The sequence below is a fragment of the Stenotrophomonas sp. HMSC10F06 genome (assembly GCF_001807865.1).
GTDB classification, from domain to species: Bacteria; Pseudomonadota; Gammaproteobacteria; order Xanthomonadales; family Xanthomonadaceae; genus Stenotrophomonas; species Stenotrophomonas bentonitica_A.
This window is the reverse complement of sequence record NZ_KV791261.1, coordinates 1-23533: the sequence shown is the minus strand read 5'-3', so window position 1 is coordinate 23533 and position 23533 is coordinate 1. Positions and strand designations below refer to the sequence as shown.

21 protein-coding genes are annotated in these 23533 nt (G+C 67.8%); 3 read left to right on the top strand and 18 right to left on the bottom strand.

The genetic code is table 11. The annotated features are described in order from the left end of the window. Window positions 1-61: 61 nt before the first annotated feature. The 11 genes from HMPREF3113_RS04980 to HMPREF3113_RS04930 all read right to left on the bottom strand — a co-directional run bounded on the left by HMPREF3113_RS04980 (window position 62) and on the right by HMPREF3113_RS04930 (window position 12163). Entirely contained in the window at window positions 62-1765 is a 1704-nt protein-coding gene (locus HMPREF3113_RS04980; protein WP_070471171.1) for a BatD family protein, read from the bottom strand. Further along, on the bottom strand, window positions 1762-3513 hold the full coding sequence (locus HMPREF3113_RS04975; protein ID WP_070471169.1) for a VWA domain-containing protein: 1752 nt from the start codon (window positions 3511-3513) through the stop codon (window positions 1762-1764). Before HMPREF3113_RS04975 ends, HMPREF3113_RS04980 begins: the two co-directional genes overlap by 4 nt. Next, a complete protein-coding gene (locus HMPREF3113_RS04970; protein ID WP_070471165.1) occupies window positions 3510-4517 on the bottom strand; it encodes a vWA domain-containing protein in 1008 nt (335 codons plus the stop codon). The genes HMPREF3113_RS04975 and HMPREF3113_RS04970 overlap by 4 nt, the downstream gene beginning before the upstream one ends. Further along, window positions 4514-4975 (bottom strand): DUF4381 domain-containing protein, encoded by a 462-nt coding sequence (locus HMPREF3113_RS04965; RefSeq protein WP_019183887.1) that lies wholly within the window; start codon window positions 4973-4975, stop codon window positions 4514-4516. Before HMPREF3113_RS04965 ends, HMPREF3113_RS04970 begins: the two co-directional genes overlap by 4 nt. Then, the gene (locus HMPREF3113_RS04960; RefSeq protein WP_070471163.1) at window positions 4972-5895 is read right to left on the bottom strand and encodes a DUF58 domain-containing protein; all 924 of its coding nucleotides are present in this window, start codon (window positions 5893-5895) and stop codon (window positions 4972-4974) included. The genes HMPREF3113_RS04965 and HMPREF3113_RS04960 overlap by 4 nt, the downstream gene beginning before the upstream one ends. A gap of 5 nt (window positions 5896-5900) precedes the next feature. Further along, the gene (locus tag HMPREF3113_RS04955; RefSeq protein WP_070471396.1) at window positions 5901-6923 is read right to left on the bottom strand and encodes an AAA family ATPase; all 1023 of its coding nucleotides are present in this window, start codon (window positions 6921-6923) and stop codon (window positions 5901-5903) included. 138 nt (window positions 6924-7061) lie between these two features. Then, the gene (locus HMPREF3113_RS04950) at window positions 7062-9050 is read right to left on the bottom strand and encodes a type IV pilus secretin PilQ (protein ID WP_026069885.1); all 1989 of its coding nucleotides are present in this window, start codon (window positions 9048-9050) and stop codon (window positions 7062-7064) included. A gap of 20 nt (window positions 9051-9070) precedes the next feature. Further along, window positions 9071-9607 carry a pilus assembly protein PilP gene (locus HMPREF3113_RS04945; protein WP_019183883.1) on the bottom strand — a complete coding sequence of 179 codons (537 nt, stop codon included), beginning with the start codon at window positions 9605-9607 and terminating at the stop codon, window positions 9071-9073. Then, window positions 9604-10278: a type IV pilus inner membrane component PilO gene (locus HMPREF3113_RS04940; RefSeq protein WP_070471161.1), complete on the bottom strand. Its 675-nt coding sequence runs from the start codon at window positions 10276-10278 to the stop codon at window positions 9604-9606. The genes HMPREF3113_RS04945 and HMPREF3113_RS04940 overlap by 4 nt, the downstream gene beginning before the upstream one ends. After that, the gene (locus HMPREF3113_RS04935) at window positions 10275-11105 is read right to left on the bottom strand and encodes a PilN domain-containing protein (RefSeq protein WP_070471158.1); all 831 of its coding nucleotides are present in this window, start codon (window positions 11103-11105) and stop codon (window positions 10275-10277) included. Before HMPREF3113_RS04935 ends, HMPREF3113_RS04940 begins: the two co-directional genes overlap by 4 nt. Then, complete coding sequence (locus HMPREF3113_RS04930) at window positions 11105-12163, bottom strand: pilus assembly protein PilM (RefSeq protein ID WP_019183880.1); 1059 nt, start codon at window positions 12161-12163, stop codon at window positions 11105-11107. Before HMPREF3113_RS04930 ends, HMPREF3113_RS04935 begins: the two co-directional genes overlap by 1 nt. A 223-nt stretch (window positions 12164-12386) precedes the next feature. Here HMPREF3113_RS04930 and HMPREF3113_RS04925 point away from each other — a divergent pair, with 223 nt between their 5' ends. Beyond that, window positions 12387-14816: a penicillin-binding protein 1A gene (locus HMPREF3113_RS04925; protein ID WP_070471156.1), complete on the top strand. Its 2430-nt coding sequence runs from the start codon at window positions 12387-12389 to the stop codon at window positions 14814-14816. Between the two features lie 184 nt (window positions 14817-15000). Further along, complete coding sequence (locus tag HMPREF3113_RS04920) at window positions 15001-15648, top strand: hypothetical protein (protein ID WP_070471153.1); 648 nt, start codon at window positions 15001-15003, stop codon at window positions 15646-15648. Window positions 15649-15666: 18 nt separating this feature from the next. On the opposite strand, the gene HMPREF3113_RS04915 is transcribed toward HMPREF3113_RS04920, so the two are convergent. After that, window positions 15667-16431, bottom strand: a complete 765-nt coding sequence (locus HMPREF3113_RS04915) for an alpha/beta fold hydrolase (protein WP_070471151.1) — start codon at window positions 16429-16431, stop codon at window positions 15667-15669. 96 nt (window positions 16432-16527) lie between these two features. On the opposite strand from HMPREF3113_RS04915, the gene HMPREF3113_RS04910 reads away from it, so the two are divergent. Then, on the top strand, window positions 16528-17304 hold the full coding sequence (locus HMPREF3113_RS04910) for an AraC family transcriptional regulator (RefSeq protein WP_070471149.1): 777 nt from the start codon (window positions 16528-16530) through the stop codon (window positions 17302-17304). Window positions 17305-17365: 61 nt separating this feature from the next. On the opposite strand, the gene HMPREF3113_RS04905 is transcribed toward HMPREF3113_RS04910, so the two are convergent. The 6 genes from HMPREF3113_RS04905 to HMPREF3113_RS04880 all read right to left on the bottom strand — a co-directional run bounded on the left by HMPREF3113_RS04905 (window position 17366) and on the right by HMPREF3113_RS04880 (window position 23454). Continuing rightward, window positions 17366-17731 (bottom strand): NirD/YgiW/YdeI family stress tolerance protein, encoded by a 366-nt coding sequence (locus tag HMPREF3113_RS04905; protein WP_070471146.1) that lies wholly within the window; start codon window positions 17729-17731, stop codon window positions 17366-17368. 149 nt (window positions 17732-17880) lie between these two features. Continuing rightward, window positions 17881-19158, bottom strand: coding sequence for a citrate synthase (locus HMPREF3113_RS04900; RefSeq protein ID WP_070471144.1), 1278 nt, complete (start codon window positions 19156-19158; stop codon window positions 17881-17883). A 316-nt stretch (window positions 19159-19474) separates the two neighbouring features. Next, window positions 19475-19735 carry a type B 50S ribosomal protein L31 gene (locus HMPREF3113_RS04895; protein ID WP_019183873.1) on the bottom strand — a complete coding sequence of 87 codons (261 nt, stop codon included), beginning with the start codon at window positions 19733-19735 and terminating at the stop codon, window positions 19475-19477. Between the two features lie 112 nt (window positions 19736-19847). Next, complete coding sequence (locus tag HMPREF3113_RS04890) at window positions 19848-20783, bottom strand: nucleoside hydrolase (RefSeq protein ID WP_019183872.1); 936 nt, start codon at window positions 20781-20783, stop codon at window positions 19848-19850. Window positions 20784-20948: 165 nt separating this feature from the next. Beyond that, window positions 20949-23060 (bottom strand): ATP-dependent DNA helicase RecG, encoded by a 2112-nt coding sequence (gene recG, locus HMPREF3113_RS04885; protein WP_070471142.1) that lies wholly within the window; start codon window positions 23058-23060, stop codon window positions 20949-20951. Between the two features lies 1 nt (window position 23061). Further along, complete coding sequence (locus tag HMPREF3113_RS04880; RefSeq protein ID WP_070471139.1) at window positions 23062-23454, bottom strand: RidA family protein; 393 nt, start codon at window positions 23452-23454, stop codon at window positions 23062-23064. Window positions 23455-23533 lie beyond the last annotated feature (79 nt).

Genomic DNA, 23533 nt, shown 5'->3' with positions numbered 1-23533 from the left:
GCGTTCCTCGAAAAAATGAAATCAGCTTAGCAAAGGCGGCCGCCCTGACCGACACGCCTTTTTATGAATGCGCAGATGGGTACAGCGGTGCCAGGCCATTGTTCTGCGTGGCCGCAGGGGGCCGCCAGTGCGGTCCGTCATGGAAGGCGCGCCGCAGATCCTGTCGGGCCTGGCCGACATCGCCGCCCTGCCCGCCCCAGCGGACCTGCTGCATATGGACCAGCGCCGCCCGCTGCTGTGCGTCGTCGAGGCGCTCGAGCACCTGCTCGAACGTCTGCACACCGCCCATTCCCGCCAGCACCGCGATGATCTCGTCCCATCCGCCGGCTTCCATCGCCCGGCGCAGGTCGGCGCGGGTGTACGGACTCCCCGACGCGGTGATGGATACGCCCCCCTTGGTGCCCCGCACGACCGCCGGGCGCCGCCGTCGGCACCAGCCCCAGGCCAGGGTCAACAGCCACAGCACGGCCAGGCCGGCCGACAGGGCGATCCAGCCCCAGGGACGTGGCGCGGCCTGCGCAGGCGCCAACTGCAGATCGGTGGACGCCGTGGCCGGCTCACCCGGCAGGGCCGAGGTGGTGTCCACCGGCAGGGGTGCTGCGGCACTGCCGCCGACGCCGGCGGCGATATCCAGCTGCAGGTCCGGCAGGCTCGCGTTGCGCGGCTGACCGGCCGCCACGTCCCACCACGCCATGCGCAGCCCCGGCACCGTCAGCGCACCGGCCTGGCGCGGCACGATCGCGAAGCGCCGGGTCAGCGTGAGCTGCGGCGTGCTGCCGTTGAAGGTTTCATCGAACTGCGGCGGCTCGGCGAAGACCTGCGCACCTGGCCCGACATCGGGCACCGGCAGCTCCGGGAACTGCGCCTTGGTCGCGCCCTCGGCCACGGCTTCGACCACGATGGTGGCCGCTTCTCCGGCACGGCCGGTGGTGGGCGCGGCGGTGTAGCGCAGGCGCAGCCCATGCAGCGGCAGCCACGGCTGCGGGGCAGACGCGGGCTGCGCCTGGACCTGCAGCGTGCGCTCGGCCGATGCGGCGCGCAGGCGGCCATCGCCACCGAACATGTCGTTGAAAAAGCCGCCCGCGCTGCGCCCGTTGAACTGGGCCGCTGGCAGCACCAGCGCTCCGCTGCGCTCGGGGATCAGCAGGAAACGACGTTCCACCACGTTGTAGCGGCGGCCATTGACCTCGCGCACCAGGGTGCGGTCTTCGCCCACCCGCTGCAGCGATGCACCGGCCGGCGTATCGAGCACCAGTTCACCACTGAGCAGTTGCGCGGCGTAGAACAGGCGCACCACCACGCCGACACTCTGCTGCACGTACGGCGTCGGATCATCGACCTCGGTTTCCAGGAACACGGCGGCGTTGCCCGTGGCCGCGGCGGGGGCCGATGCGCTGCTGGCACCGACCTGCAGCGTCAGCGGCTGCGTACGGCTACTGCCAACCTGCAGGGCGGGAACCTGCAGCGTGCCGCTCCGCTTCGGGCTGAGCGCCACCGCATACAACGCGCGCGAGGTCATCGCGCCATTGCTCCACTGCACCTGGCGGCTGCTGGTCTGGCTGCTGAGATCGAAGTCGGTCCGCAGCGGTGCATAGTCCGGCGCACCCCCACCAGCATCGGATTCAATGTTGAGCGTGACGGTGTCGCTGTCGGTGATCTGGTCACGATCAAGCCATGCCCGGGTCTGTGCCTGCGCGGCCAGGCTCGCGCACAGCAGCAGGACCAGTCCGGCGCGCAACCAGCGCTGTATCGTGGAGTGTGTCATCGCCCTTCCCGTTTCCTGCGTTCGTTTTCCAGCTGGAACTTGGCCCGCAGCAGGCTGCCCGGATCATCCGGTACGCGCCGCATCCAGGCCTCGACTGCCTGCTGCTGCTCACGCTGCTGCGGGGTGCCGCTGACCTGGCCCTGGGCCTTGTCGTTGCCGTCGTTGTTCCCTTGGCGCTGCATCGCCTGCTGCATGCGCTCGCGCTGGGCGGCGTCGGCCTCGGCCTGCGCCTGGCTGTCGGCGGCCTGCGGTGACTTCTCGCCCTGGGAGCGGCCATCCTTCGGATCACCGGACGAGGTCGGCGGGGACTGCCCCGGCTCGCCCTTGTCCTGCGGCGGCGAACCGTCACCCTCCTTGCCCTGTCCCTGCCCCTGATTCCTGCCGGCGTCGGGCTTTTCGGGCGGGTTCTTTCCGTCCTTCTGATCGTTGTTCTGGTCGTTGTTCTGCGGCGGCTTGCGCTTCCGGGCGGCGTCGACCGCGGCGCGGTTGGCCACCGCATCGGCCATGCCGGGATGCTTTTTCAACGCGCGGTCATAGGCCTCGATCGCCGCGTCGTACTGCCCCTGGCGCGCCAATGCGTTGCCGAGGTTGTACCAGCCGGCGTCGGTGTCGATGCCCTCGAACTGCTGCTGGGCGGCCTTGAAGTCGCCCTTGCGGTACGCATCCACGCCGCTGGACAAGCGTTGCTGATCGACCTGGTCGGCGCGTTGCCACCACGTTCCTTCGGCGGCGTGCGCCGTCGTGGGCAGCGCCATCGGCACTGCCGCCATCATCACCAGCACCGCCAGTGCGCCGCGACGCCGGAACGCAAACAGGGCCAGCACCATCAGCGGCGGCAGCAGCCAGAAACCTTCATCGCGCCAGGTGCGGCCCTGCCCTTCGCGGCTGTCATCGGCACTGACCCGCGGGATCAACACGTCCAGCGCGGCCAGATCCTTGTCGTCGGAGGCGATGCGGGCATAGCGACCGCCGCCGCGGCTGGCGACGCCGCGCAGGGTGCCCTCTTCCAGCCGCGCGGGCACGATCTGGCCTTCGCCATTGCGGTAGGCCGCGCCCTGCGGCGTACCCAGGCCGAGCACGGAGACCACGAAACCCTGCGCGCGTGCCGAGGCCGCCGCCTGTTCTGCATCGGCATCGGCGCGATCGGTCAGCAGCAGAATGTCGCCACCGCGTGCGCCGGATTGCTGCAGCAGCTTCACCGCCGTTTCCAGCGCACGGTCCGCGCGCTGGCCATCGCGTGGCATCACGTCCGGTGCCAAGGCATCCAGGTACAGGGCGACATTGGCCATGTCGTCGGTCAGCGGCGCCACCGTGTAGGCGTCATCGGCGTACACCAGCAGGGCGACTTCACCGCCCTGGCGTTCGCGCAGCAGTGTGGCCAGTTTGGCGCGTGCCTGGAGCAGGCGCGACGGTGGCAGATCGGTCGCGGTCACCCGAGAAGAGAGATCCAGCGCAACCACCAGCGGCGACGGCGTCTGCCACAACGGTTGGGCGACCTGCCGCCACGAGGGACCGGCCAGGGCCACGATCGCGATCACCGTACCGGACAGCAACAGCACCAACCCACCCCAGGCGCGACGGTCGCGGCCGACCAGCAGGTGGCGCAGCAGGTGCGCATCCACGGTCTGCCGCCACACGTTGGCCCGGCGCCGGCGCAACCACCAGATCGCCACCAGCAGCGGCAGCGCGAGCAGCGCCCACAGGGCCTCGGGGCGCATGAAATGCAGGGCGTTCCAGCTCGCGCTCATATCCAGCGCCTCGGCAGCAGCCAGGCCAGGCCGGCCAGCAGCAACGCCAATGCCAGCGGCGGCGCGTAGCGCTCGATCCGCGGCCGCACCGCCGTGCCCGTCGATTTGACCGGTTCCAGCCGCTCCAGCTCGGCATAGATGCCGGCCAGCTCATCGGTATTGCGCGCGCGGAACGAGCGGCCACCGGTGAGCTCGGCAATCCTGTTCAAGGTCGCCTCGTCCACCGGGTCGTCGCCCGGCGCGATCTGCACGCCGAACAGACTGATGCCGCCATCGCCGCCGAAGGCCACGGTGTACACGCGCACGCCTTCGGCCTGGGCGAGTTCGGCCGCGCGCAGCGGTTCGAGGACGCCGGCATTGCTGACGCCGTCGGTGAGCAGGATCAGCACGCGCTGGCCCTGGGGTTGTTCACGCAGGCGTTTGACCGCCAGCGCGATCGCATCGCCGATCGCCGTCTCGCGCCCGGCCAGGCCGACCACGCTGTCGCGCAGCTGGTCACGCACGCTGGTGAGGTCGGCGGTCAACGGCGTGAGCGTGTAGGCGCGCTCGCCGAAGATCAGCAGGCCGACACGATCGCCGACGCGGCGGTCCAGGAAGTCGGCGAGCACCGCCTTGGCCGCGGTCAGCCGCTCGACCACCTGGTTGCCGAGCATCATGTCCGCCTCGCTCATGCTGCCGGACACATCCACTGCCAGCATCATCTGCCGGCCCTGCTGTGGCGGCGTCACTGCATCGCCGAGCTGCTGCGGCCGCGCGGCGGCCACGCACAGGCAGGCCCAGGCCAGCCACAGCAATGCACGCCCCAGCCGTGGCCCCGCACCGCCCGGGGCAGCACCGAGCGACTGCAGCTGGTCGGCGGCATAGGGCACCCGCAGCGCGGCGCCCGCGCCGGGGCGCGACGGCCACCAGCGCATGAGGATCGGCAACGGCATCGCCAGCAGCATCCAAGGCCAGGCCAGGCTGTCGACCCAGCTCAACCACGTCGGCAGCGTGATCGCGATCATCGGCGCCGCTCCGTAAGCAGCGACAGATAACGGCGGCGCGCGAGCACGCGCAGCCGCTGCACCGCCTCGGCATCCACGCTTGGCCGATAGCCACCGTCCAGCAGCAGTGCGCCGTCGCCGTCGGAGAAGGCGCGGCTGTTGTTCTCATCCAGGAACGCCAGCCACGCCGGCCCCTGCAGACGCTCCGCGCCTGGCTGGTACCGGCGCGCCGCACGGCGCAGCAGGGAAGCGATCGCAGCAACCTGCAGTACCGGCGAGCCGGCCTGGTCGACCTCGGCATCGAACAGCTCCAGCCACCGCTGGCGCGCGCGCCGCGCACGCCACTGCCAGACCCAGATCGCGGCCACCACCAGCACGAGCGCGGCGAACACCAGCCACCAGCCCGGTGCGGGCGGCCACCATGGCGGTGACGGCGGCAGCTGCACATCGCGCAGCGGCAGCGACGCGGCCGCGCTCATGCCACCACCGCGGTCGGCAGCGGGCTCAACCAGCTGTCGCTGGCGTCATCGGTAGAGACTACGTGCACCTGGATCCGGCGAGCGGACAAGGTGGTCTGCAATGCATCCAGGGGCGCGACGAATCGTTCGCGCCAGTGCTCGCGCACCGCCGCATTGCCCAGATCAAGCAGGACGCGACGTCCTTGGGAGAGGAAGGGCAGCGCATCGGCGGGAGGTGCCCGTTCCAGCGGATCGACCAGCAGCATCACCACCACTTCGTGGTGCATGGCCAGCGCAGCCCAGCGGGCACTGGTGATGGTGGAGGCGCGCGCCGGATCGGCCAGCACGACCACGCGTGCACCCGGACGCAGCAACCGTGCCGCCTGCTCCAGCGCGCGATCCAGCCCGGCATCTTCGGCAGGCGGTTCGGCGTACCAGCGGGTCAAGGCATCCAGCACGCGCAGCACCCCGCGGGTGCCACCGGCCGGTGCGATAGGCGGCTCCTGGGTACTGCCCCGCACGGCGGCGAGGCGATCGCCCTGGCGCTGCGCCAGCCATGCCGCGACCGCGCCGACGCGTGCGGCCTGCACGGATTTGAAGCGGACCCGGGTGCCGAAATACAGCACCGGATCGGTGTCGGCGACCAGCAAAGTCAAACGTTCGCGCTCGGCCTGGAACAGCTTGGTGTGGGCCCGCCCGGTGCGCGCGGTGACCCGCCAGTCGATATGCCGCGCATCGTCCCCCGGCACGTAGTCGCGGGACTCGGCGTACTCCATGCCCCGGCCCCGCGCCGGTGACGGCGCACTGCCGGCATGACCGAGGCGGCCACGGCGTGCCGGCGGTGCGCGATGCGCACTGCGGCGCAGCGCCACCAGCTCGGCCAGGCTCGGCCGCAGGCCATCACCCTCCAGCGGCGTGGCCGTATGCACGGGGGTCTCCATCGCGCTCAGGGCGCCGGCACGCGGGCCAGCAGCTCGGCGACCAGGCGCTCACCATCCCAGCCTTCGGCGGTGGCTTCGTAGCTGGGCAGCACGCGGTGGCGCAGTACGTCCGGCGCCACGTTGCGCACATCTTCCGGGGTGACGAAGTCACGCCCGGCCAGCCAGGCGCGCGCACGCGCACAGCGTTCCAGCGCGATAGAGCCACGCGGGCTGGCGCCCCAGGCGATGCGCCGGGCCAGTGCCGGGTCGTAGCGGGCGGCATCGCGCGAGGCCAGCACGATCTCGATCAGGTAGCGCTCCAGCGCCGGCGCCACGTGCAGCGACAGCACCGCCTTGCGCGCGGCGAACACATCGCTCAGCGGCATGCGGGCCGGCGCGGCGGCCGGCGTGGACAGCGCCTCGCGGGCGCGCTCGCGGGCCAGGCGCAGGATTTCGGTCTCCGCATCCGAATCGGGATAGCCGATCCGCACATGCATCAGGAAGCGGTCCAGCTGGGCTTCGGGCAGCGGGAAGGTGCCTTCCTGCTCGATCGGGTTCTGCGTGGCCATCACCAGGAACAGCGAGGGCAGCGGATAGGTATGCCGGCCCACGGTGACCTGGCGCTCGCCCATGGCTTCGAGCAGCGCGGACTGCACCTTGGCCGGGGCGCGGTTGATTTCGTCGGCAAGCAGGATGGGATGGAAGATCGGGCCGGGCACGAACTCGAACCGCCCTTCCTGCGGGCGCCAGATTTCGGTGCCGGTCAGGTCGGCCGGCAGCAGGTCCGGGGTGAACTGCACGCGCGAGAAATCCGCATCCAGCCGGGCGGCCAGAGCACGGATCGCGGTGGTCTTGGCCAGGCCCGGAGCGCCTTCGACCAGCAGGTGGCCATCCGCCAGCAGTGCGGTCAGCAGGCGCTCGACGAGCGCGCTCTGGCCGACGATTTCGGACGACAGACCATCGCGCAGCGCGCGGAAGGCATCGTGCAGGCGGTCGTGCTCCACCGGAGCGGGCGTGGGGGTATCGGGCATGGGGGGCGGCAGATTCATGGCATCCATGTGACCTCCACGGTGGGCAGAGGTTCCATCGCCATGATGGCAGGACAGCGCCGGTTACGACATCAAGATTGGCTGAACGCAGAAAGGGCCGCGCGCGGCGGCCCTTTCCTCACTGCATGAGGGTGCGTATCAATTCACGGCCGGGGTGGTCCGGGACACGCGCAGCACCTTGGGGGTCACGAACACCAGCAGTTCGGCCTTGTCCTTGTTGCGGCTGCGCTTCTTGAACAGATTGCCCAGGAACGGCACGTCACCCAGGAACGGTACCTTGTTGACGCTGTTGCGGTCGGTGAACTCATACACGCCACCGATCACCACGGTCTGGCCATCATCGACCAGCACGGCGGTGTTCACTTCCCGGCGGTTGATGGTCGGCACGGTGCCGTAGCCATCCAGGACGATGTAGCTGTCCACTTCATCCTTCTTGACCGCCATGTTCAGGAACACGCGGTTGTCGTTGGTGATGGTCGGGGTGACCTTCAACTCCAGCACCACTTCCTTGAACTGCACGTTGGCCTGGGCCACACCGCCGGCACCGCCACCGCTGATGGTGACGTAGCCGATTTCCTTACCCTGCTTGATCACCGCTTCGCGCTGGTTGGTGGTCACCACGCGCGGGTTGGAGATCACTTCGCCGCGGGATTCTTCCTGCATGGCCGACAGTTCGACGTCCAGCAGATAACCGGCATTGAGGATCGACAGCGCCAGCGAGCCGGGGCTCTTGAGCGCGTCCACCGGCAGGTTCCAGTTCAACCCGCTGTTGATGGTGGACGGCGCACGGACCGGGATCGCGCCGGTGCGGCCTCCGGCCACCCACTCGTTGATGGCCTTCTGGTATTCGAAGTCCTTGGCCGCACGGTCGTTGATGTTCTTGCCGTTCTGCCCGAGGTCGCCGCTGAAGTACACGTTGTCGCGGCTGCCGCTGATGCCGAACTTCGCGCCGAGCTCGCGTGCGAAGGTGTCGGTGGCGATCACGATCCGGCTTTCGATCAGCACCTGATCGACCGGACGGTCGATCACGTTGATCAGCTCGCGCATCCGCGCGATCTTCTTCGGGATGTCGCTGATCATCAGCGTATTGGTGCGCTCGTCGGCCACGATCCGGCCACGCGAGGACAGGAAGCCACTTTCTTCCTGCGAATTGCTGCCACTGCCACTGCCGCCGCTGCCGCTGTTGCCGCCGCCGATACCCTTGGCCTCGGTCAGCGCTTTGAAGATCACCGCAGCGTTGTGGTAGTTGATCTGGATGTAATCGGTGACCAGGTCCTCGCGATTCTCGATCGCGATGCGCGCGTCTTCCTTGTCCTGCTCGAACTTGGCCAGCTCCGGCTGCGGTGCAACCCAGATCACGCCGCCATCGCGGCGCTTGTCCAGGCCCTTGGCGCGCAGCACGATGTCCAGCGCCTGGTCCCACGGCACGTTGATCAGGCGCAGGGTCACGTTGCCCTGCACGCTGTCGGAGGCGACCACGTTGAGGTTGGATTCCTCGGCCACCAGCTGCAGCACGGTGCGTACCGGCACGTCCTGGAAGTTGAAGGTCACCGGCTTGCCGCTGTAGCCGCGCTGGGCGACGGACGCCGCCGCCTGGCTGACCGTGGCGGCATTGACCGCACCGGTTGCCGGGGCCGCCTGGCGCGGGCTGATCTCCACCACGTACTCGTTGCCGCTCTGGTAGGCCAGCGATTCGAACGCGGTGTTGGTGTTGAGCACCAGCTGGGTGCCGCCGCCATACGGCTTGGCGTCGATGCGCTGCACCGGGGTGGCGAAGTCGGTCACGTTGATCGGCTTCTGCAGGCTTTCAGGCAGGCGCGCATTACCCACGTCGATGACGACGCTGTTGCCCTGGCTGCGCAGATCCGGGCTGGCGCCCTGACCGTCAAACTGCAGGATCAGCCGGCCGGCGCCATCGTCGCCGCGCTTGAAGTCGATCTTGGACACCGACAGCGAGGCCGGCGCAGTCGCCGGCGCGGTGGTGGCCGCCGGTTTGGGCACGGCGCCGCTGGGCGTGGCCGCCATCAGCGTGCCGTTGGCCACCATGAGCGCGACTCCCAGCGCGCACAGGTGGATCAGCTTCTGCCGCCGGACCGGACGCAGCCGCAGGGCGTTGGAAAAGGTCATCGTGCTATCCCCATAATCATTCATTGATCTTCAAGCGCGAGCGTTGCCGGCCGTTCCAGCCAGCCACCCGCGCCATCCGGCACCAGTTCAATCAGCTCAATCCGGTCCTCGAAGACCCCGGTCACCCGCCCGTCGCTCTGCCCCAGATAGACGCCCGGACGCACCCGATAGGTGACCTTGTCCGGTGCCATCACCAGCACGACGAGTCCGCCCCCACGGCCGATCGAACCCACCATGTCCAGGCTGTCCAGCGGGAAATCTTCCAGCGGCTCCTTGCGGCGGTTCGGATCCGGACGCAGCCCCGATCCCCCTTGCGGATTGGTCCAGGCGTCGGTGAACGGGTCGCGCATCCCCTGCGCGGAATACTCAAACGTCTCGAACTGCTGCATCACCGGCAACGGTTCCAGCGGCGGTGCCGGGCGTGCACGCACGTCGGCCACCCACTTTTCCAGGTTCGGTGCATCGCCGGGCGTGCTGGTCACGCCGCGGGCGCAGCCGGCCAGCAGCACCACGCCCAACAGGCCGCATACCCGTGCGGTCGGGTTCAAGCGGCTCATTTCCGGCCTCCCTTGGCGGCCTTTTCCTGCTCGGCAGCGGCTTTCTCCTGGGCTTCCATCTCCACGTCATCCAGGTAACGGTAGGTCTTGACCGTTCCGGACAACTCCAGCGCACCGCTGCGGGCGGTGATGCCGGTCTTGGGATCCTTGGGCTTCAGGTTGATGTCGTGCATGGTCAGGATGACCACGCGCGGCAGCGAGGCCACGCCACTGACGAAGGCACCGAACTGGTGGTAACTGCCCACCATGCGCAGGGCGATCGGCTTTTCTACGTAGAACTCCTTGGGCTGCTCGGCACCGGGCTGGAACAGCTCGTTGGCCAGCCCGCTGGAGAGCGCCGTCTGCGAGATGTCGATGATCAGATCCGGCATTTCGGTCTTGCTGGGCAACTGGCGCAGCATCTGCTGCAGCACCTGCTCCATCTGGGTCAGCTGCTGCTTGAGCGGCTCCAGATTGACGGCACGGCCCTGCTCTTTCTCGAACTCGGTGCGCAGCTCGGCTTCCTTGTTGACCAGGGCCGAGAGTTCGTCGCGCTTGCCGCTGATCAGCAGGAACCAGCCCATGACCACGATGAACAGGGCGAGGACGACGCAGAACACAACCTTCGCCTGCTGCGGCCAGTTGCCGATGTTGTTGAAATCCAGCTCTTTGAGGTTGATTTTCTGGCTCATTGCTGGCTCCCCTCCGGCGCATTGGCAGGCGCCGGCGGAGGTGCGGGCGGCGTGGTCGGAACAATGCGGCTACCGGCCGGCTTGGCCGGTGCGGCGGCGTCCGAAGCGGCCGACCCTGCCGGTGCGGCGGCCGGATCCTGCGATGGCGCGGCCGGGGCGGCGGACAGCGGGGCGACCGGGGCAACCGGCGCGGCGGCGGCGGTGGTATCGACCACAGAACCATCCGCGGACAGGGCGGCATCGCTCTGTGCGGGCAAGTTCACCTTGACCACGAACATGTACGGCAGGGACTTGATGTCCAGCAGCTGCCCGGGGGCGGTGGAGGTCTTCTCCTTGTCCGGCGCCTTGGCCTCGATGATCGACAGCTCCGGGTTGGTCATCCAGCCCGAGCTTTCCAGGTTGCGCATGTAGGCACTGACGCGCGCATTGGACTGCGTGCGCCCTTCCAGGGTCAGCACGTCGCCTTCCTGCTTGAGCGTGGTCAGCACCACCCCGTCCGGAATGGTCCGCACCAGCGCATCGAACAGATGCACCATCTGCGAGCGCTTGGCCTGCAGTTCCTCGATCACGCCCTTGCGTGCCAGCAGGCGGTCCTTCTGGCGGTCCAGGCGCTCGATTTCCTTGTTCTGCTCCTTGACCTTGTCGATCTCGGCCTGCAGGAAGGTGTTGCGATCCACCTGCCCGCTGACCTGGCGGTCGTAATAGAACCAGATCAACAGCGACAGCAGCAGACCGCCGATGGCGGCGGCACCGAGCATCGCGTAGAAGTCGCGCTGGCGTTGCTTGCGCCGCTCGGCGCGCCAGGGCAATAAATTGATGCGCGCCATCAGTCAAAGCTCCTCAGGGCCAGACCGGTGGCGATCATCAGCGCCGGGGCGTCCTGGGCCAGGGCGTGTGCCTGCACCTTCGGGCCCAGGGTCATCTGTGCCAGCGGGTTGGCCACCACAGTGGCCACGCCCAGCTGCTCTTCCACCATGTCCGGCAGGCCGGTCAGGGCCGCGCAGCCGCCGGCGAGCACGATGTGGTCGACCCGGTTGAACTCGCTGCCTGCATAGAAGAACTGCAGCAGGCGACTGATCTGCTGGACCGTGGCTTCCTTGAACGGCTCGAGCACTTCCATCTCGTAGCTTTCCGGCAGCCCGCCCTGGCGCTTGGCCAGGCCGGCCTCTTCGTAGGTCAGCCCGTAACGGCGCATCACTTCGTCGGTCAGCTGCTTGCCGCCGAACACCTGTTCGCGGCTGTACAGGCTGCGGCCGCCACGCAGGACATTCAGGGTGGTCATGGTGGCGCCGATGTCCACCAGCGCGACCACGCCATCACTGGCCACCGGCAGCTCGCTGGCGACCAGGGCAAAGGCGTTCTCGACCGCGAAGGCCTCCACGTCCATGACCCGCGCCACCAGCCCGCCCAGCTCCAGTGCCGACTGGCGCAGCTCGACGTTCTCTGAACGCGAGGCGGCCAGCAGCACCTGGACCATTTCCGGGTTATTCGGAATCGCACCCAGCACTTCGAAGTCGAGGTTCACTTCCTCGATCGGGTACGGGATGTAGTTGACCGCCTCGAGCTCGACCTGGGCTTCCATGTCGTTCTCATCCAGGTCGGCGGGCATCGGGATCAGCTTGGTGATCACGGCCGACCCGGCCACGGCTGCCGCCGCATGGCGTGCCTTGGTTCCGGAGCGGTTCACGGCACGTCGAATGGCCTCCCCGACCGCTTCGACCTCCACGATGTTCTTTTCCACGACCGCATTCGGCGGGAGTGGTTCCACGGCGTAATGTTCCACGCGGAAACGATTGCCGCTGCGGGATAACTGCAACAGCTTTACTGCAGTCGAGCTGATATCGACGCCGATAAGAGGCGACTGGCTTTTTGGGATAAGCCCCACGGTTTCTCCCCTGCCGATGGGCACTTGGACGCAGAACCTGCGACCGCGCATTAATAACGTTTTTTTTGCAAATCGCAACCGTCAAGCTGTAAAACGGGCATCACTGCTCGTTTCACGCGTCCCCAGACGGTGATCGACTGCTCTCCCCGGGAACACCCCCAGCCGTTCCCTTGCGTAATCTATACTCTGCGACCACGAAATTCGCAATCGGAATCTGTCACTGATGACACGTCTTCGCCGTTGGCTGCGCTGGATGCTGGTCGCGTTCCTGGTCCTGGCATTGATCGGCGCCGCGGTTGCCGGCGGCCTTTACTACGCCGTCTCCTCCAAGCTCCCGGACGTGCAGACCCTGCGCGACGTCGAGATGCAGGAGCCCATGTACGTCTATGCCAGCGATGGCAAGCTGATGGCGGTGTTCGGCGAGACCCGGCGCACCCCCATCACCATGAAGGACGTCCCCGAGCGCCTCAAGCAGGCCTTCCTGGCCACCGAGGACGCGCGCTTCTACGAGCACGGCGGCGTGGACTACAAGGGCATCGGCCGCGCGGTGTGGCTGCTGGCCACCACCAACGACAAGCGCGTGCCCGGTGGTTCGACCATCACCCAGCAGGTCGCCCGCCAGTTCTTCCTGAGCTCGGAGTACAGCTACACCCGCAAGCTGGCCGAGATCCTGCTGGCGCGGAAGATCGAGAGCGAGCTGAGCAAGGACGAGATCTTCGAGCTGTATCTCAACAAGAGCTTCTTCGGCAACCGCGCCTACGGCGTGGCCGCCGCGGCCGAGTTCTACTACGGCAAGAAGCTGGGCGAGCTGGACCTGGACGAAATGGCCTCGCTGGCCGGCATCCCCAAGTTCCCCTCCAGCGGCAACCCGCTCAGCAACCCCGAGCGCGCCCGCGAGCGCCGCGACTTCTATGTGCTGCAGCGCATGGCCAACCTGGGCTTCATCTCCCAGGCCGAGGCCGACGCGGCCAAGGCCGTGCCGATGCACGCCACCGCGCATGAGCCGCCGCTGCAGGTGGAGGCCCCGTACGTGGCCGAGCTGGTCCGCCAGGAAATGATCGCCCGCTTCGGCGGCGACGTGGTCAACAAGGGTTACCACGTGACCACCACGATCAACGCCGAACTGCAGACCGCAGCCAACCTCTCGGTGCGCGACGGCCTGCTGGCCTACGACCACCGCCACGGTTGGCACGGGGTGGAGCAGCACGTGGAGGTCCCGGCCGACGCCGACGCCGCCGCGCTGGCCACCAAGCTGTCCGGCATTCCGGCGCAGACCGGCCTGCTGCCGGCGATCGTCGCCACCACCGCGGCCGATGGCAGCGCCACCGTGGTGCTGGGCAACCGCAGCGAAGTGGTGCTGCCGGCCAACGCCGCGCGCTGGACCAACAAGACTCCGGCCAAACTGGTCACCCGGGGCGACATCGTGCGCGTGCGCGCCGGCGAGAAAGAAGGCGAGTGGCTGCTCGACCAGATCCCGCGCGGCCAGGCTGCGCTGGTCTCGCTGGATGCCGAAAACGGCGCACTGAAAGCGTTGGTCGGTGGCTTCAGCTTCTCGGGCAACAAGTTCAACCGCGCCACCCAGGCGCGCCGCCAGCCGGGCTCGAGCTTCAAGCCCTTCATCTACGCGGCGGCCTTCGACAAGGGCTTCAACCCGGCCTCGATCGTGCTCGACGCCCCGGTCGTGTTCCGCGACCGCCGCGGCAAGACCTGGTCGCCGCAGAACGATGGCGGCGGCTTCCGTGGCCCGATGCGCCTGCGTGAAGCGCTGGTGCAGTCGCGCAACCTGGTCTCGGTGCGCCTGCTCGACGGCATGGGCGTGGATTACGCGCGCAAGTACATCAGCGAATTCGGCTTCGCCGAGGCCGAGCTGCCGCCGAACCTGTCGATGTCGCTGGGCACCGCGTCGCTGACCCCGCTCTCGGTGGCCCGCGGTTACGCGGTGTTCGCCAACGGCGGCTCGCGGGTCGATACCTGGCTGATCGATCGGGTCACCGACCGTGATGGCGTGGAAGTGTTCAAGGAAAACCCGGCTGTTGCCTGCCGCGATTGCGCCGGCAACAGCGGCGTGCCGGTCAGCCAGGTGGTGGACGGCTTCAACTTCGGCTCCGCGCCGGCGGCAAACACCGCACCGGCCAAGCCCCAGCAGGCGACCGCCGCTGCCGAGGCACCGGGCCCGGTGCCGGTCAACCCGGATGCCAAGGTCGCGCCGCGCGCGATCGATGCGCGTACCGCGTACCAGCTGAACTCGATGATGCGCGACGTGGTCCAGCGCGGCACCGGCACCGCGGCCAAGGTGCTCGGCCGCGAGGACGTGGGCGGCAAGACCGGCTCGACCAACGATCACCGCGATGCCTGGTTCTCCGGTTTCGGTGGCCCGTACGCGACCACCGTGTGGGTCGGCCGCGACGACTTCCGCTCGCTCGGCTACCGCGAATACGGCGGCCGCGCCGCCCTGCCGATCTGGATCGAGTACATGCGCGTGGCGCTCAAGGACACGCCGATCGCACAGAACGAGCCGCCGTCGGGCATGGTCCAGGCCACGCTCAACGGCGCCACCGAGTGGGTCAAGGTCGAAGACATGGAGAAGCTGGAGGAGTACGACTTCAACAGCCACACCCCGCAGGCCGACGACGCCGCGTTCGATATCTTCTGACTGCGTGCGCCGGGTACGCCCGGCGCCCCCCTCCTGCGTATCGTCCGCCCCATCGCCCGGTAGCCACCCCATGGGTGGCTGCACGCAATCCCTGATCGCAGGCACAGCCACGCATGGCGTGGCTCTACCCGCCTGTCACATCGCCGGTGTACATTGCCGTGCAGGTCGCCAAGGAGTACCGGTCATGCATCGAGCCCGTCAGCATGCAGCCACGCAGACCCGTGAGCGCCGCCACCAGTTGGCGCATGAGGCCGCCCGCCTGATGGCCGAGGGCGGCATCCGCGATTACCACCAGGCCAAGCTCAAGGCCGCGACACGGCTCGGCATCCATGACGATGCCTCCCTGCCCCGCAACACCGAGATCGAAGACGCCCTGCGTGAGTACCAGCGCCTGTTTGCCGGTGCCGACCACGGTGCGCAGCTGCGCCAGCGCCGCGAGGCCGCCCTGCGCGCGATGGAGTTCCTCAAGGCGTTCTCGCCGCGCCTGTGCGGCCCGGTGCTCGATGGCACCGCCGATGCCAACAGTCCCGTGCAGCTGCAGGTGCACAGCGACGATGCCGATGCCGTGCAGCGCTATCTCGATGAGCACGGCATTCCGGCCGAACCACGGACGCGCCGGCTGCGGCTGGACCGCGAGCGCAGCCTGGATGCGCCGGTCTGGGTGTTCAGCGCCGAAGACCTGACCTTCGACATCGCCGTGCTGCCGTATGACGGCCTGCGCCAGCCGCCGCTCTCGGCGATCGACGAGAAGCCGATGCGGCGCGCGTCGGCCACGCAGCTGCGTGAGCTGCTGGCGGACGGCGAGATCGAGGGTTATCTGGGCGGTCGCTGAAACGACGCCCGGCCTCCTTCAGGCCTCGGCGAACTTGACCAGAAAGCGCTCGATCGCCGCGACCAGGGCCAGCGGCGTTTCGTTCATCGGGTAGTGACCCGCATTCTCCAGCACCTCCAGGGTCGCCTGCCGATAGCGGTGCAGGTAGGTCCTGTCCATGAGGGCCGCGTTGAACACGGGATCATGCTCGCCGATCAGCACCTTCACCGGATGTCGGCCGATGATCTCCATGCTGAAGTCCGTGTCCGCCCAGGCCGGGAAGTACGCCGCGAACGCCTCGGGTGCCGCGCGCTCCATGGAGTACTGCGCCTTCCAGTCCAGCCACGCGGCGGGCAACCGCCCACCGGTGCTGCGGTCGATGATGCCCCGGCGGATGCTCACGCTGCCCCCGGCCGCTTCAAGCAATTGCCGCGTGGGTGGATCGTAGGCAATGCCACCGCACGGCACGGGCGCCACGGCGACCAGCGCGCGCACGCGGTCCGGGGCGAGGACCGCGATCCGCTCGATGGCCATGCCGCCCATCGAGTGCCCAACCAGGCTGAAGGTCTCGATGCCGAGCGCGTCTGCCAAGGTCAGTGCATCGCTGGCGATCTCATCGATGGTGTAATTGCCACGCACATCGCGCATCCCGCCGTAGCCGCGGCAGTCCATGAACACATAGGTGAACTGCTCACCGGACAGCCACGGCTCGATCGGTTCGAATGCGTGCGCGTCGCCAAACCAGCCGTGCAGAACCAGGACAGGATGCGCGCCGGTGCCGACGCGATGAAAGGTATTGGGCATGGCTGCACCGTGCGGGCGTGAGGTTGGGCCGCGATGTTAGGGCGACGGCGCGTGGCCCGCCGTCGATATCAGGCCGATGGCGATAGAATCCGGGCCATGCGCAATACCCTGCTCGATCCCTTTGAAGATCTACCTCGCGCCGTGGTGGTCACCGCCAACGACTACGCCGCCGGATCCGTCTTCCCCGATCACGCGCACCGGCGCGGTCAGTTCGCGTTTGCCTCGCGCGGCACCATCAGCCTCACCACACCCGAGGGACGCTGGCTGGTACCACCGCAGCGTGCCTGCTGGGTGCCCGCAGGCGTCGCCCACGCCATGGCGATGCGTGGCCCGGTCACGATGCTCAATGTGTTCGTGGCAGCGGACGAAGTGGCGGCGGTCCGGTTGCCTGCGCGCTGCGGCGTGTATGCCGTATCGGCGCTGCTGCGGCACCTGATGGACGATGCGGTCGACCTGCCGGCGATGTACGACCTGGACGGTCGCGGCGGTCGGCTGATGCAGCTGCTGGTCGCGGAGATCGCCGCGATGCCACGCCTGTCACTGCATGCACCGCTGCCCCGCGACCCGCGCCTTGTGCGCACCTGCCAGCAGCTGTTCGATGCGCCCTCGATCGCCGCCTCGCTCGATGAGGTCGCCGCCGAGGCGGGCATGAGCCGGCGCACGTTCACCCGCCAGTTCCGCGCGGACACCGGGGTGGGCTTTGCCGAATGGCGCCAGCAGGTGTGCCTGCTCGCCGCGATCGAACGCCTGGGTGCCGGGCAGCCGGTCACGCGGATCGCACTGGATCTGGGATACGCCAGCCCAAGCGCGTTTTCGTCGGCGTTCCGCCGCGTGCTGGGGGAATCGCCCAGCCGTTACGCGGAAGCACGCTGACGATCACCATGCGCTGAAGGCCAAACGCCCGCAATGCGGGGCATCCGAAGGTGCAGGAGAATCAGCGCGTGCCGATGATCCGCACATGCTCCACATCGATATCGGTGGGCTTGAAGCGATGCGTATCGACTTCTCCCTGCAGCTCCACCACGGTCGTCGCGCTGACGGGCTGCCGGTCGGGCAGATCCTTGTCATCGATCTCGACGTCGATCTCGCCGGTGGCATCCTTGAAGCGATAGCGTTCGTGGCCGATCTTGGCGATCAGCGTGCCCTGCAGTACGACGGGCTGGTCATCGCGCTGGTCGCGTGCTTCGGCGACGGTGGTGACCGCGCTGGTTGCGCCAGGGCCGGTGTACTGGGCATGTGCGCCGGCGCTGACCACGCTCAGCGGTGCGGCGATGAGGACTACGGCGATCAGACGATTCATGAGGGACTCCATGGGCGTGAGGGTGACCGCCAAGGTTGTACCTCGATCGAAGTGAGGCCCATGCAAGAAGTACGAAAAGAGGTGACCGGCGGCGCCCAAAAAAAACGCCCCGCAGTGCGGGGCGTTTTCATCACAACCTGCCGGGGCGATCAGCCCTGGTAGTCGCGCACGTCGCTGCCGGTGTAGACCTGGCGCGGACGGCCGATCTTCATTTCCGGATCGACCTGCTGTTCCAGCCAATGGGCCACCCAGCCGGAGGTACGGCCGAGGGCGAACATGACGGTGAACATTTCGGTCGGGATCTGCAGCGCCTTGTAGATGATGCCGCTGTAGAAATCGACGTTCGGGTACAGCTTGCGGGCGACGAAGTAGTCATCCTGCAGCGCGGCCTGCTCCAGCTTGACGGCAACGTCCAGCAGCGGATCCTGCACGCCCAGCTGTTCCAGCACCTTGCCGGTCATCACACCGATGACCTTGGCGCGCGGGTCGAAGTTCTTGTACACGCGGTGGCCAAAGCCCATCAGGCGGAAGCCGGAGGTCTTGTCCTTGGCCTTGAGCACGGCGGACTCGACGTTGTCGGCCGAACCGATCTCTTCGAGCATCTTCAGCACGGCTTCGTTGGCACCGCCGTGGGCCGGACCCCACAGCGCGGTGACGCCAGCGGCGACCGACGCATACGGGTTTGCACCGGTCGAACCGACCAGGCGCACGGTCGAGGTCGAGGCGTTCTGCTCGTGATCGGCGTGCAGGATGAACAGCAGATCCAGCGCCTTGACCACGTCCTGGTTCAGCTCGTACTGGCCATCGGCCGACTCGAAGGTCTGCTTCAGGAAGCGGCTGACGTAATCCAGCGAGGTGTCCGGCTTGTTGGCCGGCAGGCCCTTGCCGTGGCGGTAGATCAGGGCCGACAGGGTCGGCACCTTGGCGATCAGGCGCACGGCGGCGTGGCGACGCTGTTCGGCGTCGGACAGATCCAGCGAGGCGTGGTAGATGCCCGACAGCTGCGCGATGGCGGCGGTCAGGATGGCCATCGGATGGGCATCCTTGGCGAAGCTGCCGATCAGCGTGTTGATCGACGGATCCACATCGGCCTCGGCGGCCAGCTCGTCGGTGAAGGCCTTCAGCTGCTCGGCGCTCGGACGCTCGCCGTTGATCAGCAGGTAGGCCACTTCGACGTAGCTCGACTTTTCCGAGAGCTGCTCGATGGGATAGCCGCGATACAGCAGCACGCCCTTGTCACCGTCGATGTAGGTGATGGCGGACTTGCAGCTGGCGGTGGCGGTGAAGCCGGAGTCGTACGTGAAGAGACCGGTTTCCTTGGTCAGCTTCGAGATATCGACGCAATCGTTGCCGAGCGTGGGTTTGATGACTGGCAGAACAACCGACTTGTCGCCGGCGTTGAGCGTGACCTGATCAAGATCGGACACTGTGTGCGCTCCTCGAGGGAAGGCGCCCGCCCAAGCGCATGGGTCAGGCACGTGAAGGAAGTCCACGATCGTTATCGTGGATCCCGCCATTATCGCACAGCAACATTTTCGACGCCCTAGGACGGAAGTCGTAGACGCAGGTTCCGGGTCGCGGCAAAGGCGCTGTTGCAGTCGTCCCAAGGCATGGCGCCCGATCACGGACACAGCGTTCCGTCGGCGGGGCGCACGGGCCTCACCTGGCGTTCAGCAATCCGGAAACAACAAAAAACAACGGCCGCCAAGGCGACCGTTGTTTTCATGCAGCTGCGTTGACAGCTCAGGCCGCGGTCGGCGCCGGCTTGCCGAAACGCTTCTGGAACTTGTCGATACGGCCGCTGGTGTCGATCACCTTGTGCTTGCCCGTGTAGAACGGATGCGAAGCCGAGGAGATTTCAACCTTGACGAGCGGGTACTCGTTGCCGTCTTCCCACTTGATCGTGTCCTTGGTGGACATGGTCGAACGGGTCAGGATCTTGAAATCAGAGGTAACGTCGTGGAAAACCACGTCGCGGTAAGCAGGATGAATATCGGCCTTCATGGGCGCGCACCGTAATAAGGGCTGGTGGTCAAGAGCGGCATTATAGTCCCGGCCGCCGCAAAGGGCAAGCCGGGTCCATCAACCGTGCGAAAGGTCCGCCGCAGCGGCGTCGTCAGACGCCGAGTGCCGCCCTCACCTGGGCCTCGAAGCGACCCTGGTCGTAGGCCATCAGCAGCTGGGTGTTGTCAGGCTGCCCGGTCTGGCGGTTCCAGTCGACAATGGTAGCACCCCGGCTGTGCACGCCGGCCAGTTCCACGTTCAGGGGACGCGATTCGACCCGCAGGGCACCCTCGGGCTGCAGTGCCCAGGCCATGGCCAGGGCATCGGCGGCGAACCAGCGCTCGCCACGGCTGTCTTCGGACCACAGGCGGGTCTGGCGCGAGATCAACTCGTAGAAGCGGGCCTTGTCGGTATCGGCCGCCAGCCACTTCTCGACATCCGCATGCAGCAGGCCGTGGGCGACCGTGGCTTCCCAATCGGCCACTTCGATGTGCGGGAAGCCGGTGAACACCACGTGCGCCGCTTCGGGATCGAAGGCGATGTTGAACTCGGCCGCCGGGGTGATGTTGCCGTGGCAGGTTACCGCCCCGCCCATCACCAGGAAGCGCTTCACGCGCTGCGGCAGGGTCGGGTCGAGTTTCAGGGCCAGGGCCAGGTTGGTCAGCGGGCCGAGCGCGACCAGGAACAGTTCACCGGCGTATTCGTGCGACAGGCGCAGGATCGCCAGCGCGGCATGCTCGGCCTCGGCCTGGCGCTTGGCCGCTGGCAGGTTCACATCGCCAAAGCCGTCGGCGCCATGCACGTGGGCGGCATCAACGGAGGGGTGCAGCAGCGGATCGGCGGTACCGGCGTAGACCGGCACATCGTCGCGGCCAGCCACTTCGCACAGTTTCAGGGCATTGCGGACCGTGTGGTCCAGGCCAACGTTGCCGGCGGCGATGGTCAGGCCCACGATATCGTGGCGCTCATCGGCGAAGGCCATCAACAGGGCCAGGGCATCATCGACACCCGGGTCGGTGTCGATCAACAGCGGAATCTTCTTGCTCATCGTTGCCGTCTTGATAATCGGCAAGGGACTTTCGCACCCTGCCATGACAAATACAAGGCGGGGGTGCTCGGGCGCAGGCAGGTACCGACCGTTGGTCGGTACAGGGTTGAATGGTGCCGCGTCGATCGGCCCGCCCACGACCGGATGGGCCGTTTCGGCGCTGCTTTACGCCGATGCGTAGCGCACGGCCGTGCCAATCCAGCGCCGCACCACCTGGTCGGCCACGTCAGGCGCCTCCGCCAGCAGCCGCTCGGCCAGATCGTGCACGCCCGGCAGCAGGTCCGCATCGCGGGCCAGATCGGCCATGCGGAACCCGGCCAGGCCGGTCTGCCGCGTCCCCAGCAGTTCGCCGGGGCCACGCAGTTCCAGGTCCTTCTCCGCGATCAGGAAACCATCGTTGGTCTGCCGCATCGTCTCCAGCCGCTCGCGCGCCATGTTCGACAGCGGCGCCTGGTACAGCAGCACGCAGCGCGACACCGCCGAGCCGCGCCCTACCCGGCCGCGCAGCTGGTGCAGCTGGGCCAAGCCGAGGCGCTCGGCGTTCTCGATGATCATCAACGACGCATTGGGAACGTCCACGCCCACTTCGATCACGGTGGTGGCGACCAGCAGATCGATCTCGCCGGCCTTGAAGGCGACCATCGTGGCCAGCTTCTCGCTCGCCTTCAGCCGCCCGTGCACGAGCCCGACGCGCACGCCGGGCAGCAACGCCTGCAGCGATTCGAACGTGGCCTGGGCCGGCGTGGCATCGAGTTCTTCGTTTTCTTCGATCAGCGTGCAGACCCAGTACACCTGCTGGCCTTCGCGGCACGCCACCGCGATGCGTTCGATCAGCTCCGGGCGACGGTCGTTGTTGAGCGCCACGGTCTGCACCGGCGTGCGCCCGGGGGGTAGTTCGTCGATGGCCGACACGTCCAGATCGGCGTATTCGGACATCGCCAGCGTGCGCGGAATCGGCGTGGCCGTCATCACCAGCTGGTGCGGCACGCTGCGTCCGTCGGCGCCCTTGTCGCGCAGGGCCAGGCGTTGATGCACGCCGAAGCGGTGCTGCTCATCGACGATCGCCAGCGCCAGGTCCTTGAACACCACGCTTTCCTGCATCAGCGCGTGCGTGCCGACCACCACCTGTGCCTCGCCCGAGGCGACCTCGGCCAGCACCTTGGCGCGCGCCTTGCCGGTGACCTTGCCGGCCAGCCATGCGGTGCGCACGCCCAGCGGGGCCAGCCAGGCGCGAAGATTGTTCATGTGCTGCTCGGCCAGCAGTTCGGTCGGCGCGGCCAGCGCGACCTGCTTGCCCCGCTCCCCCGCCAGCATCGCCGCCAGGGCGGCGACCACGGTCTTGCCCGAGCCGACATCGCCCTGCACCAGCCGCAGCATCGGATGCGCCTTGGCCAGGTCCTTGCGGATCTGCTCGAACACGCGCTGCTGCGCACCGGTCAACTGGAACGGCAGGCTGTCGCGCAGCTGGGCCACCAACGCGCCCTGCCCGCGCAACGACGGCGCGTGATGGGCCTGCAGCGCCATGCGCTGACGCCGCAGGCTGAGGTGATGTGCCAGCAGTTCTTCCATCGCCAGCCGGCGTTGCGCCGGATGCCGCCCCGCGGCCAGCGCCGCCAGATCCGCATCCGGCGGTGGCCGGTGCACCGTCAGCAACGCACTGCGCAGCGAGGGCAGGCCCAGCCCGGACAACCAGCCGGCCGGCAGCAGTTCCAGCGTGGATTCTTCCGGCAACCGGTCCAGCGCCAACCCGATGAACCGGCGCATCGTCGCCGGCCCGACCCCTTCGACCGCCGGATAGACCGGGTCGAGGCTGTCGCCGAGCTCGTCATCGTCATTGCTGCCCATCACCCGGTAGCTGGGGTGGACGATCTCCAGCCCGAGATGACCGGGCTTGGCGGTGCCGTAGCAGCGGATGCGCGTGCCCATGGCGAACTGCGAGACCTGCTGGGCGCGGAAGTGGAAGAACCGCAGCACCAGCGTGCCGTAGGAATCATCTTCGATGGCGACCTTGAGCACCGGCCGACCACGGAATCCGCGCTCGACCGCACTCACCCGTCCTTCCACCTGTGCCGCCACGCCCGGCTGCAACCGGGCGATGGTGGTCAGCCGGGTCCGGTCTTCATAGCGCAGCGGCAGGTGCAGCCACAGATCCTGCAGCGAGGACAGGCCACGGGCAGCCAGCTTGGTCGCCACCGCCGGCCCGATACCGGAGAGCATCGACAACGATGCCTCCCCGGCCGCGGCCAGCGCCGGTGCAGGAGCCCGTGACCGCGCCACGTCAGGCCTGGTCGAGCACCATCACCGCATCGACTTCGAAGTTGGCCGCCTTCGGCAGGCCCGACACTTCGATGGTCGAACGCGCCGGGAACGGCGCCTTGAAGTAGTCCTGCATCACCGCATTGACCTTGGCGAACTCGCCCAGATCGGTCAGGTACAGGCCCAGCCGGACGATCTGGTCCAGCGAACCGCCGGCCTCTTCGGCCACGGCCTTCAGGTTGTCGAACGCACGACGCGCCTGCGCCTCGATGTCGCCGGCACCAACGATGTCACCGGTGGCCGGGTCCAGCGGGATCTGGCCGGAGAAGTACACGGTATTGCCGGCGCGCACGGCCTGCGAATACGGTCCGATCGCGGCCGGGGCGTTGGTGCTGGTGATGATCTGGCGGGACATGGAAGCTCCACGATTCAAAAGGGGAACGCGATTGTACCGCCGGAACGGGTAGCAACTGTGTTGCTGGAGGAGCTTCAGC

Bases quoted from the DNA above. Each gene is read 5' to 3' on its own strand.
- HMPREF3113_RS04915 (WP_070471151.1), bottom strand. From the start codon at position 16,431: ATGCCCAATACCTTTCATCGCGTCGGCACCGGCGCGCATCCTGTCCTG.
- HMPREF3113_RS04945 (WP_019183883.1), bottom strand. From the start codon at position 9,607: ATGAGCCGCTTGAACCCGACCGCACGGGTATGCGGCCTGTTGGGCGTG.
- HMPREF3113_RS04935 (WP_070471158.1), bottom strand. From the start codon at position 11,105: ATGGCGCGCATCAATTTATTGCCCTGGCGCGCCGAGCGGCGCAAGCAA.
- HMPREF3113_RS04955 (WP_070471396.1), bottom strand. From the start codon at position 6,923: ATGAATCTGCCGCCCCCCATGCCCGATACCCCCACGCCCGCTCCGGTG.
- HMPREF3113_RS04975 (WP_070471169.1), bottom strand. From the start codon at position 3,513: ATGAGCGCGAGCTGGAACGCCCTGCATTTCATGCGCCCCGAGGCCCTG.
- HMPREF3113_RS04895 (WP_019183873.1), bottom strand. From the start codon at position 19,735: ATGAAGGCCGATATTCATCCTGCTTACCGCGACGTGGTTTTCCACGAC.
- HMPREF3113_RS04965 (WP_019183887.1), bottom strand. From the start codon at position 4,975: ATGAGCGCGGCCGCGTCGCTGCCGCTGCGCGATGTGCAGCTGCCGCCG.
- HMPREF3113_RS04905 (WP_070471146.1), bottom strand. From the start codon at position 17,731: ATGAATCGTCTGATCGCCGTAGTCCTCATCGCCGCACCGCTGAGCGTG.
- HMPREF3113_RS04910 (WP_070471149.1), top strand. From the start codon at position 16,528: ATGCGCAATACCCTGCTCGATCCCTTTGAAGATCTACCTCGCGCCGTG.
- HMPREF3113_RS04950 (WP_026069885.1), bottom strand. From the start codon at position 9,050: ATGACCTTTTCCAACGCCCTGCGGCTGCGTCCGGTCCGGCGGCAGAAG.
- HMPREF3113_RS04925 (WP_070471156.1), top strand. From the start codon at position 12,387: ATGACACGTCTTCGCCGTTGGCTGCGCTGGATGCTGGTCGCGTTCCTG.
- HMPREF3113_RS04960 (WP_070471163.1), bottom strand. From the start codon at position 5,895: ATGGAGACCCCCGTGCATACGGCCACGCCGCTGGAGGGTGATGGCCTG.
- HMPREF3113_RS04880 (WP_070471139.1), bottom strand. From the start codon at position 23,454: ATGTCCCGCCAGATCATCACCAGCACCAACGCCCCGGCCGCGATCGGA.
- HMPREF3113_RS04890 (WP_019183872.1), bottom strand. From the start codon at position 20,783: ATGAGCAAGAAGATTCCGCTGTTGATCGACACCGACCCGGGTGTCGAT.
- HMPREF3113_RS04970 (WP_070471165.1), bottom strand. From the start codon at position 4,517: ATGATCGCGATCACGCTGCCGACGTGGTTGAGCTGGGTCGACAGCCTG.
- HMPREF3113_RS04980 (WP_070471171.1), bottom strand. From the start codon at position 1,765: ATGACACACTCCACGATACAGCGCTGGTTGCGCGCCGGACTGGTCCTG.
- HMPREF3113_RS04920 (WP_070471153.1), top strand. From the start codon at position 15,001: ATGCATCGAGCCCGTCAGCATGCAGCCACGCAGACCCGTGAGCGCCGC.
- HMPREF3113_RS04940 (WP_070471161.1), bottom strand. From the start codon at position 10,278: ATGAGCCAGAAAATCAACCTCAAAGAGCTGGATTTCAACAACATCGGC.